Source organism: Furfurilactobacillus rossiae, assembly GCF_013394005.1.
In the GTDB taxonomy this organism is placed as follows: Bacteria; Bacillota; Bacilli; order Lactobacillales; family Lactobacillaceae; genus Furfurilactobacillus; species Furfurilactobacillus rossiae.
In genome coordinates this window covers 121,780-134,392 of the sequence record NZ_CP040586.1, presented here as the reverse complement: position 1 = coordinate 134,392, position 12,613 = coordinate 121,780, and the positions used below count along the sequence as shown (strand labels likewise).

The window sequence follows — 12,613 nt, the reverse complement described above, 5'->3', positions numbered from 1 at the left end:
TCAATAAAAAACAGTATTAATATTTCCAAGGCATAGTTAGGTCACCATCTTTTAAAACTACTGATAACTTTCTTAAAAAAATTCCCTGTTGCCGTTTTAATAATCAACTTTAAGGCCATTTAAAGGTCGAACCCTGATAGTGAGTCTAATCTTGATTTGATGGAGGTTTGCCTATGTTAACTGTACAAGAAATCAATCCTACCGAATTTATGTCGTTTGAACAACATTGCCCCACCCGGAATTTTTATCAAACCATCTGGCAACAACGACTCTTATTACGGGAACATAACCTCACCACGTTTCGTGGCCTATATGAGGACAATGAATTAGTTATGGCCGCACTATTGGTTGGTCGAAAAATTCATTTCGGTTATCGGTTCGAAGTATACGGTGGACCAGTGATTGCACCGAACAAAGTCAGCGTCGCCCGACTACGCGTCTTTCTTGCTGACTTGGAGCAATATGCCTTTCAGCATCAAGGACTCGAATTGAAACTCGTGCCGAACCTAGACTGTCACGTTTTGGATAACGACGGCACAATCATTGATTCGCAAAATGAAACACTAACGCAAGCATTCTCTGAAATCGGCTACCATTACGCTGACTTCAAGTCCGTTGGGTATAAGACCGCTGCGCATGCTAATCACTATGTTTATAAAAAGGATCTAAGTCACTTGAACACTGACACCTTGACCAAAAGTTACAGTCCTAAAGCACGCTATAACCTTAATAAAGCCAAAGAATTTGGCGTCACCCTCCGAGAAATTCCGTTTGATGAACTCAGTGAATTTAAATACAACACCAATAAAACGGCTGAGCGGCTGCACTTTAAAGACAAGTCGCTCGCTTATTACCAAGATGCTTTTGAAACGTATGGCAACCAGGTTCAGTTTGTCGTTGCGGAACTGAATTTGAACAATTACATTGCCATTTATCAGAAAAAAATCACGCACAACGATGCACAAATCAACGAACTGACCGCCAAGCATAAAGGTTACAACGAAGCCAAGATTGCTGATCTCAAACGTCAATTAAATAACCACACGCGAAAAATCGCTCAAGCTAAAATGTTTGCTGACGAATATGGCACGACGTTAAATATCGCCGGTGCAATGTTTATCATCCAACCACAAGAAATGGACTATGTTTTCAGTTACACAAACGAAGAATTCAAGATGTTTCGTGGCCCATTTCTCATTCAAGATGCCATGATGCATGAAGCACTCCGGCAGCACATCCAAACCTACAATTTTCTCGGCATTGCTGGTGAGTTCGATGGCTCTGATGGCGTGTTTGAGTTCAAAAAGGGATTTAATGGTTATCCGGCTGAAGAAATTGGTGAATTTACCAAGATTTTACGACCAGCAAAACACCAAATTATTTCAACATTAAAAGGTCTCAAACAGCTCGTTTCTTAAAAATTTCCCTACTATTTCAAATACGTGTCGTTTGTTAACAGTTAAATTACGCAACAAATAAATAGTCATGCTTGTGAATTTTGTTTATTATCTATGAAAGCGATTCCGTGAAAACGGCAATCTGATAACTAGCATACAATCCGCGCAATAATCGAGTTTGTGAATCGTTAAAAATGGTCTTGATAATTGTAACTTTTATAGTTATAGTTTATTTGTGAATGAGTTGTTAAATGTTTTCACAAATAATGAAAGAAGGTTTTTCAGTTATGGCTGAACGTAGTTACGATTTCTTAATGCCAAGTGTTAATTTCTTTGGCCCTGGTGTCATTGAAAAGATTGGTGACCGTGCCAAGATGTTAGGCATGAAGAAACCTGTTATCGTCACTGACAAATTTTTGGAAGGTTTGAAAGATGGTGCCGTTCAACAAACTTTGGCTTCATTGGACAAAGCTGGCGTTGATTACGTTGTTTACAACAATGTTGAACCAAACCCGAAGATCCGCAATATTAAAGAAGTTAAGAAGTTATATGAAGAATCTGGTGCCGACTCAATCATCACTGTCGGTGGTGGTTCTGCTCACGATACTGGTAAAGGTGCCGGTATCATCCTGACAAACGGTGACGACATTACTAAATTGGCCGGAATTGAAACCTTGGACAAGGCTTTGCCACCATTGATTGCCGTTAACACGACTGCCGGAACAGGTTCAGAATTGACCCGTCACGCCGTTATCACGAACGAAGAAACACACTTGAAGTTCGTTGTTGTTTCATGGCGTAACATTCCGTTGGTTTCCTTCAACGACCCAACTTTGATGTTGGACGTACCAGCCGGTTTAACTGCCGCAACTGGGATGGACGCCTTCGTTCAATCCATCGAACCTTACGTTTCCGTTGACCACAACCCAATCACTGACTCACAGTGTATTGAAGCAATCAAATTAATCGAAACTTCCTTACGCGAAGCCGTTGCAAACGGTCATAACCTAGAAGCTCGTACTAAGATGGTTGAGGCTGAAATGTTAGCCGGAATGGCCTTCAACAATGCTAACTTAGGTTACGTTCACGCCATGGCTCACCAACTTGGTGGTCAATATGACGCCCCACATGGTGTCTGCTGTGCATTGCTGTTGCCTTACGTTGAAGAATACAACATCGTTGCTGACCCAGAACGCTTTGCTGAATTAGCTAAGATCATGGGCGAAAACACTGATGGTTTGTCAACTCGTGACGCCGCTGAATTGTCCATCAAGGCCATGAAGCAAATGTCACAAGATGTCGGTATTCCAAAGTCCATCAAGGAAATCGGTGCAAAGCCTGAAGACTTTGAATTGATGGCTGAAAATGCCTTGAAGGATGGGAACGCCTTCTCCAACCCTCGTAAAGGTACTAAAGAAGATATCATCAAGATCTTCCAAGCAGCTTACGACGCTAAATAAGCTTTGACAAGATACATTAAATTTGAGTAGTAACTGAAAATAGTGATCATCCAAAATGTTGGATGACCACTATTTTTATGTCTCAAAATTACTGTTTATCGCTTAGGAATCTTTTCTAGCAAACTGTAGAATTGCGATTTGTCAGAGTAATCTGCCATGTAGACGCCATTTAGCCCTGCCTTTTGACCAATCGTTTCCAGTTCAATAACCAGATTTTCTTGGTCGGATGGAAAATGAATCTTGGCCTTCAGCGCCTGACTTCTAATATAGTTAACGAGTCTGTTAACCAGCGCTTCGGGATTCTTGACGTCATCCATTTTCTTGTATGATTGTAATAACACATCTGTGATATCACGTAATTCCGACGACTGATCTTTTCGAACAATCAACTGATTGTATAAATCATCTATGTATTGCTTTGCGTTTGCTCTAACTGTTAAATCCTTGTCTGTACTCATATAATCGCTCCTTTTTAGGTATTAGCAGAAAAAATATTGTTGTATAACTCTACCTTTCCTATTGTAAACGTTTTCTAGTAAGAGAGAAAGACACAATGTTACCAAACGGTGTTTACAATCGTAGCTACAGCATGATAGCGTTGAATAATATCAGTGTAAAAGGCGGGCATCATGAAAAAGACATCATCATTAAGTGGCCATATCGGGGCACTCATTACCATTTTTCTGTGGGGTACAACGTTTATTTCAACAAAAGTACTGTTACGCAGTTTTCAGCCGGTAGAAATTTTACTCATTCGTTTTATCATTGGCGCAATCGCATTATTCCTCATTTATCCGAAAATTTTTAAGTTTACGTCGTGGAAACGTGAAGGGACGTTTGCCCTTGCCGGTTTACTAGGAATTTCACTCTATTACTTGTGCGAAAATCTAGCGTTGACCTACACCCTTGCGGCTAACATTGGGGTCATTGTCTCGGTTTCCCCGCTCTTCATCGCCATCTTGTCCGCTGTGCTTGATCACAAACGGTTATCTGGTAGCTTCATGGCCGGTTTCGTATTAGCTATCGCAGGTATCGCACTCATTTCGTTCAACGGAACCGGCGGCAGTGGTCATGGCAGCATTGTTGGCGATGTATTGGCATTGTTAGCGGCTGTCATTTGGGCGTTGTATTCATACATCGTGACACGTATGAATACTTTTCACTACAATTCGTTTCAAATGACGCGACGCACATTTATGTACGGTATCATTTTCATTCTGCCGATTTTCTGGCTGACCCATGGCAGCATCAATCTTCCCACCCTAGCAGAGCCATTAAATCTGGCCAACATTCTGTTCTTAGGGTTGGGCGCCTCCGCGCTATGTTTTCTGCTATGGACCTTTGTCGTGCAAAAACTCGGTCCGGTACAGGCCAGCATCTACCTGTACCTTGTCCCCGTCGTTACCGTAATCGCCGCGTGGCTCATACTGAAGGAACCAATTACACCGGCGATGATTGTCGGAATCGTGCTGACTATTGGCGGGTTGGTGTTATCGGCGAGAAACTAACAAAAAAGCAAAATTAAGACACGCCCCAAACTATTCCTTACAGTTTGAGACGTGTCTTAGTTTTGTTAATATGCGCCTAAACCAACGAAATTGTACATAGTTTTCTTAAACTTTATTCTCAGGCCTATTGCTCTGGCATACATCTAAAACAAGTTTCGTTGATAACACGTGGTGACTGTCTGTCTTAACCCTACTGATCTGACATACATCTAAAACCGTTCTATTGGTATGAAAATAGAATAACACGTTCTTAACCCTATTGATCTGACATACATCTAAAACAGTGGCTTTGTCGAAAATATCGACGCTATAGTTCTTAACCCTATTGATCTGACATACATCTAAAACAACGTGACAAAAGGATCGACAAACCAGTCAGTTCTTAACCCTATTGATCTGACATACATCTAAAACACATATTGGGAAAGTCACTTGGAACGTTGTGTTCTTAACCCTATTGATCTGACATACATCTAAAACCTGCTTTTGATAATTATTATCATTACATTGGTTCTTAACCCTATTGATCTGACATACATCTAAAACGGTACTATATAAATGTAGGTAAGAACTACAGTTCTTAACCCTATTGATCTGACATACATCTAAAACTTCAGCCAAATAATAATGATGAACTTGTTAGTTCTTAACCCTATTGATCTGACATACATCTAAAACATGTAATAAGATTTTAACCGAACCCGGGCAGTTCTTAACCCTATTGATCTGACATACATCTAAAACGCAAGGGCGGTTCACAGAATGACGCCAACAGTTCTTAACCCTATTGATCTGACATGCATCTAAAACGATACGTGATAGTTATAAATTATATACGGCGTTCTTAACCCTATTGATCTGACATACATCTAAAACGTAAAAACTCAGACGAACGAGCCTGTTCGTTGTTCTTAACCCTATTGATCTGACATACATCTAAAACCGCGGTAAATAATGAAGCTGATAGGATTGAGTTCTTAACCCTATTGATCTGACATACATCTAAAACGGGTTTGTGGACACATCCGAGAATTTGTGAGTTCTTAACCCTATTGATCTGACATACATCTAAAACCACATTGTCGCCTGTAATTAATTTCTTTCAGTTCTTAACCCTATTGATCTGACATACATCTAAAACGAGCCACGTAACGACAATGACAAATACGAAGTTCTTAACCCTATTGATCTGACATACATCTAAAACTTGAAGTTATTAAGCCGCTTCTGATCAAGGGTTCTTAACCCTATTGATCTGACATACATCTAAAACTACCATCTTTGTCTAGAACCCATCCATAGAGTTCTTAACCCTATTGATCTGACATACATCTAAAACCTGCCGTTGCATCCCCAGCTATTGACGGATGTTCTTAACCCTATTGATCTGACATACATCTAAAACATGTTGAAATAGTTACTGTCTGACGAATTTGTTCTTAACCCTATTGATCTGACATACATCTAAAACGTATCTACATTTAATTCAGGGTTCTTCGCCGTTCTTAACCCTATTGATCTGACATACATCTAAAACTGGCACCTACGTCTACAGCGACAATGACGGGTTCTTAACCCTATTGATCTGACATACATCTAAAACGACTAACGGATGTGAGCATGCGTGATGGTGGTTCTTAACCCTATTGATCTGACATACATCTAAAACTGATTTTGATAGAATTCGGAATTCTGTTAAGTTCTTAACCCTATTGATCTGACATATATCTAAAACCTCAGAAGCTAATGCTGAATAATGAGACACGTTCTTAACCCTATTGATCTGACATACATCTAAAACGACTGATAAGAACAAGCAGGCGCGCCCACAGTTCTTAACCCTATTGATCTGACATACATCTAAAACCACCGTTGGCATATGATCCGCAAAAGTTAGGTTCTTAACCCTATTGATCTGACATACATCTAAAACCGTTTTTCTTTCACGCATTTTTAACCTTGTTAACTACGCCAATCAACAAAATCGGCATCAATGAAGGTATAATCGCATTTCTTAAACAACTCGTGACGGTCGCGGTCTGAGAATTCTATTAGAAACAATTGAGTACCAATCGTTTCCACTAACTCCTCCAGCTGACAAAACTGGGTGACATTGAGATAATGGCTCAGATTAGTTTGAACAATAATTCGACGCTCATTAATTTCCGAAAAAGTTTTAATTAACGCTTCTATTTTAGCATATGGATCCTTAGACACGTCATCGGAAAACGACAATCCTGTATTCTTCAACACTGTTTCGACATCGAGTATCGGTTTAACTTCCAAAGGCAAATCCATTAAATAACTGGCTTCAAGCACATGCGCATTCAGTTGCCTAGCTTCATCGGCCATGCTTGACCACTCATCCCCAATAACTGTTCCAAAATGCAGTAGTACCTTTCGTAATAATAGTTTATCGAGCTCCACATCTAGCATTAAATCGCCTGTCCACTCACAAAGCTTTGTCACTGGTAGCAATTTCCATTCCTTATCACTAACATGGACAAAATCGATTTCATCTCTAAAACTTTGAATCAGTTTTAAGTATAAGTTTGAACTGGCAACATCAATTACTGAAATAGTACTGTCCTTCAAAGTAAAGGGTTTAAAAGATGCAAAAGCCAAGTTCATATAATCAACGTCCTTTCAGCTGAATTTCGCAAATCTTCTTTTGGAGAACCCACGAGAAAGTTCATCGCTTGATATTGTTTTTCGGTGACCATTAAAGTCTGAACGATTCCTTGTAATGGTGTCACCATTGCAATTCTTTTTTCCATCAATTCGGCCGACTGCCGTGTAACACAAACACGCACATATATTGAATATTGAATCATCAAAAATCCTTCGTTAATCAGCGCCTTTCGAAAGTGCCGATAATTTCGGCGATCTTCAGTTGTATCCATTGGCAAATCAAACATGACCATTAATCGCATGACTCGATACCTCATTTGGAACCTCCACATCGATTTCAACTTTTTCCACATCGCCAGTTAGGTAATTCACACAGTTACGAACGTGTTCGCTTAAAGCATTTCGTACCAGCATCGTTTTGCCATTAAAATGAATTTCTAAATCCAGAAGCTGGACCAAACCGAACTTCACATCTGGTGTTAACTCATTAAATTTCTGCTGACTCAACCAGTAATCAACGATTGGACGAAAAGGTTCCATCAAGTCTGATCCCAGGTTATACGGATTCTCATCACTCCGATGATGCATACCAATACAAGTTAAGTACCCGTTGCTAACAATTTCACGGTCTACTAATGACAATAGAATTGCATAGCCATAGTTTAATGCTGCATTTGTAGAATCCAACTGGCGACGAGAAAATTTGTTGCCAAATAGTAGTGGAAAATACTTGTGTGCTGCCACTGCTTCACGATTAGTGATGTCTCCTACTTCCAGCTGATCTAGTTCATCTACCAAAGGCGTTGTATCTATTCCCGTATTATCTAACGCCTGCATTTGACTTGTTATCTTGGCCTGTACGACATTTGTCCAAAGTCGCTGACATCTATCCGTCTCCCAGTTCACTTGATTTGTAATTGAGTCAGCTGTTCGTTTACGTGCTTGAGTTCCCCAAAATTCGCCAACCGGCTGGCCATCTTTTCCAGAAAAAATTATTTTAGCGTGTGTACTCGCCAGTGCAGCAATCACTGCAGTTGTAATGACCGCTTGAGTAGTGCCAATTAGTAACACGTCAATGTCATCAATTGGTATTCGATAAACATTCTGATTCGTCTGCACAACAAGATTGTTAGCTGATAAAGATAACTTTGAATGTTGTGTGATAACCACGTTACGCCACCCCATATATGTTCCTCCTTGTAGTTCGAAAAATTATGTGCTATATTTTTGTTGTTGAGACCGACATACCTCAACTTTTGACCCTATTGATCTGACATACAGCGTTAAAATCAAGCAAGGCTTTCGAGCCAAGTTTAAATCTTTGGGTCCGCTATTCGGACCGTACATAGTAAAAGGGCGGCATCGAGTTCACATTCGATGGCGCCCTTTAGTTTTACAAAGAACTCAGTGGAACAGTGCGAGTGAAAAGACCTGATGGTGAAGTGTAAATAAGCTTTGCATTGCGAGTTAATACCATTTTTCTTTTATTCAACTGACCAAAGGGTGTTCCGATTCCGACAGTTTTTAAATCTCCAAAAGATTTATTAGCATGAAGACCTACAAATATCCTGTCAACTACTGACCTTTTACCAATAGTTTTATCTGTATCCTGTAACGGCAAATCTTCAATAAATTGTTTCTTTTCGGTCAGTTTTTTTCTAAAATTATTCACATCATAGCGTTTAAAGTACCGATTCATTTGTTTAAAAGTGTCTTCAATCACTTCATTAACTTGCTCACTAGTTGACTCTTTCGATTTCAGTATCAATTGATCTTTTCTAGACAAGTACAACTGTTGTAAATTGTGATAATAAATAGTGGTTCCAATTGCAAACAGCATTCCCTCATCCTGTACGACCTGATCCATTAACATTTTGGGGACTACCAACTTAACATCCTTAGAATCGAACTGCTTTTTAGATTCATTATTTAAATAGCTAATAAAAGACTGTAGCAAATATGCATTTGCTTCCTCAATCGACTCTTTTCTGATTTTTTCAACCATGTCAGCATTATTAGCGTCAACACTCAATACTCGATATTTATTTAAACTTTCAATCCATACAATAGCTAAATAAGCTGTTGCTCCCTTGCTGTAACCACCATAAATAGCAGTCGATTTATTTTCCTTTATTGGAATAAGCTTCTTATGTTTATTTTCACTGGCCTTATAAACGGTTTGTTGAAACATTGCCCCATGCTGTTGCTCCATTGCATGCTGAATCAGCATCGTTTTAAAATTATAAACATGATCTAATTCTTTCAATTCGGCAGCTTTATCCCAAACAATTTCACCAGTATCTTTATTCGCTAATTTAACATTTTCTAAATTTCGCTGATCTACAAGCTGCTTTTGACCATTTGTCTGTTTTGTCGCCAACTGGCCAACAAAATCAAAGCTGCGCAATCGTTTCATCGCATCCGAATTCTTAACGAAGTCTCCATAAACAAAGAATGGTTCCAAACGTGGATAACGTTTCAGCAAATAGCGCCCTATTTTTGCAGTTAATAGCGCGTCAAATGCGTGATGGTAATCATTTACGTTTCTGTTCTTCGGGAAATCAAATATTTTTCTGAATTCGGAATTTAACCCGGCTTTAATCATAACAATCTTAGTATCATCTTTTTGATACAAATTCGATAGTACGTTCGCCGTTAAACGAATCACTTGCCGGGTCTCCGTCAACTGTCGTGCCACAAATCCCGTTGCAAATTTGTCAATCTGATCTGGCCGCATCATCAAATGTTGTAACTTTCTACTCGAAATCAGACCTTGTCGATGCCATTGATTCCAAAGTTTTCCCATTTTGTTCATAAACAATTCAGAGGCAAATAAAGCATTTTTATCTCTGTTCACGGCAGAGTGAACTAGCACTCTATTATCAATAGAGTCATCCTTAATTAAGCTCTGTGGCAAGATATGATCAATATCGTAGGAAGATAAATTATCGATTGACAATGGTTCGCCAGTGTATAAATCGCGCCCATTTTGCAAAAAGTAAAGCACTAACCGATCACTAAACTTAGCCTTGGACTTAATCTTGTCTTTCAGCTCACTTGATATAGCATCATCAACGATTTCTTTTGCTGCACCCTCATACAAATCTGTTAACTGTTGTTCTCGACTAACTGTCCGCTGACCGGGTCTTGGCGCCTCTCGGGGACTTTCAATATAGACCCAAGCAGGTGCCTGACCATGATGCGCACGTTGAATATCCTTCACAACTTTCATTACTTCACGCAGGGCCTTTTTGTTTTCGGGTGAAGTGTAGAAACCATCGATAATTTCATCTGTTCCCTCAGCGGTTGCCATCTTGCTTGAGTTTGCTTCGGTAATTTGACGCGCTATTTCACTATCGTTTTGAATCTGCATGAAGTTGTCATTTGTGTTCCATAGCCGTTCGATGATAGTCTGGCCTTCTCCGTCACGAAGACCAGCTAACAATTTGCGAGAATGACGACCCCAGCCGCGATAACGTTTATGACTGAGCTTATTGCGTTGATTGTCATTAAGCCAACTAATATCATTTAACTTCTCTCGGAAAATGGCTGCATCTTCAAAAATTGTGGACCATGCAATTATCTGCTCAATATCGCTTTGCTTTGCATTATCGTTAACAGCAGCTGTACCCAAAATATCTTTGTAATCGATATAAGTGCTGAATGAACTATTAAACCATAAAGGATCTGACAAGCCAGTAATTGGTGCATTTTCAGACTCTTCACCATTCGCTATTAAATTTTGTTGAACTTTCTTCACTGTCACAGTCTTATATTGCATAAACAGTTGTTTGAAAAGCCGTTGTTTCTGTTCTCTGCAAATTGGCTTGCCGTTTATCATAATTTTGTTTAATTCATTTAGTACTTCAAATTTTTGATACAACAGACTTTGTTGTGGCAATACATCTTCGCCAATTAAAAATGTATCAGTCGTTTTCATTCGTTGAATAAACGCTTCACCAGACGCGGATCGATCTACTTTTTGATCAAAATTCCATGGTGTAATGGTACCCGGTTCTTTTCGAACCATCCATGCAAATTTACTTTTTTCTGGATCTCCCTTTGTTGGTGTGACCATTGGTCCAACATAATATGGAATCCTAAAACTGACTAATTCATCCAATTTGTATGGCAATGCGCGACGATGACCTTCAACGGGATTGACTTCACCAAGCCATGGGTAATACTTTTTTTGATTTTCAATAATTGCATCTAGTTCTTTTTGGTGCAATTGATGTGGAATGGTTCCGTTAGCCTTTGTTCGCAACTTAGGCATGAACGTTCCAACTGCAATTTCCTGAGCAATTAATTTGGCATTTTCACAAGTCGCTTCATCCTCCGCAGTGAACTTGCTTAATGCCTTATAAAAGTCTTCCTGCGTAAACTGTTTGCTATCTACCCCGTCAATATACTTATCATAAGTCTGACGAATCTGTCGTCCCCGTTTACCATCTGATTGTTCCGCACAATAAGCTTTTAACACTTCTAGATTTTTGCGATGATGTTCATATTTGTGAACCATCCCGTCAGAAAATGACTCAGCTTCTTTGGGAATAATGCCAGCCAACGTAATAACCCCATAAAGATCATTGATCTCGTTAAAAAGACTTTGAATGGTATCATTTTCACCGGAACCGATCGTCTCCGCAAAGTCAGCGTAGTTTTCATACTTAATTTCCCAATCACCATTCTGCGAAACATCTGCAAGAACCCAAAGTTTTGTTTTAAGACCAACCATAGCCTTACTCAATTCGCCAACAAACCGTTTACGTGCAGCGTTAATGTCTTTGTCACTCGCCTTAACAAGTGTTGCCAGAATTACTTTCGTCACTGCTTTTTGACGATCATTTTGGCTCTGAGTATTGTCTAGTAAAGTAGCGGTTATCGACTCAATAGATGCATCATCAGTTGGTAATTTTAACTGCCACAAAGGATTAATTTCGTCAATTTGCTCATTCATCATTTTGAAATTATCTAGCAGTCTTAAATCTCCAACCTTAAAATCTTTGGCACGTCCTTCTTTCAAAAAATGACCACGATACTTAACAATGTGATGCATTGCGATGTATATTTCCCGAATATCAAACTGATGGTCTTCAGTCATCAAAGCCCGACGCAAATGATAAATAGTCGGATACTGATCATAAAATTCCTTATCCGTTCGATCATTAAATAAACCCTTAGCCGTCGAAAATTGTGGGTCTTTAGGTGAAATATTCGAGTATTTGAAACGTAAAAAGAAATCATTATCCTCATTTTCTCCCATACTTTCCTGAAAATGAGTCTCAAATATTTCTCTAAGAAGTCCTAGGCGCCATTTAACCCGCGATAATCGACGTCTTGTCGTCCGAAACCCCCGTCTTTCCGCTGCCGATATTCCAGCATTAAACAGGTACGCTCCAATAACCGTCTTTCCTTTCAATCGGATAAGGTGCCCCTCAGCATCAGTCGCCACGAACCCGACAGAATTTGTACCAATATCTAGGCCAATTCCATATGGTTTTGATTTATCCATCACGTATTCCTCCGCAAACGTTTTCATCGCTGTACAATTACATTTTATTACATTCACTGAACCTTACAATAAGAACTTTTCGCCCAGAACCAATGCATTTAC

Annotated in this window: 8 protein-coding genes and 1 CRISPR repeat array; of the genes, 3 read left to right on the top strand and 5 right to left on the bottom strand. The window is 39.4% G+C overall.

Annotated features, from left to right (window positions below; genetic code table 11):
• Window positions 1-173: 173 nt before the first annotated feature.
• The gene (locus LROSL1_RS00710) at window positions 174-1,418 is read left to right on the top strand and encodes a peptidoglycan bridge formation glycyltransferase FemA/FemB family protein (protein WP_178913373.1); all 1,245 of its coding nucleotides are present in this window, start codon (window positions 174-176) and stop codon (window positions 1,416-1,418) included.
• A gap of 266 nt (window positions 1,419-1,684) precedes the next feature.
• Window positions 1,685-2,857, top strand: a complete 1,173-nt coding sequence (locus LROSL1_RS00705) for an iron-containing alcohol dehydrogenase (protein ID WP_017261324.1) — start codon at window positions 1,685-1,687, stop codon at window positions 2,855-2,857.
• A gap of 95 nt (window positions 2,858-2,952) precedes the next feature.
• On the opposite strand, the gene LROSL1_RS00700 is transcribed toward LROSL1_RS00705, so the two are convergent.
• The gene (locus LROSL1_RS00700) at window positions 2,953-3,315 is read right to left on the bottom strand and encodes a bacteriocin immunity protein (protein ID WP_178913372.1); all 363 of its coding nucleotides are present in this window, start codon (window positions 3,313-3,315) and stop codon (window positions 2,953-2,955) included.
• A 171-nt stretch (window positions 3,316-3,486) separates the two neighbouring features.
• On the opposite strand from LROSL1_RS00700, the gene LROSL1_RS00695 reads away from it, so the two are divergent.
• A complete protein-coding gene (locus tag LROSL1_RS00695; RefSeq protein ID WP_178913371.1) occupies window positions 3,487-4,365 on the top strand; it encodes a DMT family transporter in 879 nt (292 codons plus the stop codon).
• A 114-nt stretch (window positions 4,366-4,479) separates the two neighbouring features.
• Window positions 4,480-6,298: direct repeats of the CRISPR family, unit length 36 nt; unit sequence GTTCTTAACCCTATTGATCTGACATACATCTAAAAC.
• 29 nt (window positions 6,299-6,327) lie between these two features.
• Here the strand turns inward: LROSL1_RS00695 and csn2 are convergent.
• The 4 genes from csn2 to cas9 form a co-directional block, all read right to left on the bottom strand.
• Complete coding sequence (gene csn2 / locus LROSL1_RS00690) at window positions 6,328-6,996, bottom strand: type II-A CRISPR-associated protein Csn2 (protein ID WP_178913370.1); 669 nt, start codon at window positions 6,994-6,996, stop codon at window positions 6,328-6,330.
• Complete coding sequence (gene cas2, locus LROSL1_RS00685) at window positions 6,993-7,298, bottom strand: CRISPR-associated endonuclease Cas2 (RefSeq protein WP_017261329.1); 306 nt, start codon at window positions 7,296-7,298, stop codon at window positions 6,993-6,995. Before cas2 ends, csn2 begins: the two co-directional genes overlap by 4 nt.
• On the bottom strand, window positions 7,276-8,181 hold the full coding sequence (gene cas1, locus LROSL1_RS00680) for a type II CRISPR-associated endonuclease Cas1 (protein WP_178913369.1): 906 nt from the start codon (window positions 8,179-8,181) through the stop codon (window positions 7,276-7,278). The genes cas2 and cas1 overlap by 23 nt, the downstream gene beginning before the upstream one ends.
• Before the next feature lie 208 nt (window positions 8,182-8,389).
• Window positions 8,390-12,511 carry a type II CRISPR RNA-guided endonuclease Cas9 gene (cas9, locus tag LROSL1_RS00675; protein WP_178913368.1) on the bottom strand — a complete coding sequence of 1,374 codons (4,122 nt, stop codon included), beginning with the start codon at window positions 12,509-12,511 and terminating at the stop codon, window positions 8,390-8,392.
• Between the last annotated feature and the right edge of the window lie 102 nt (window positions 12,512-12,613).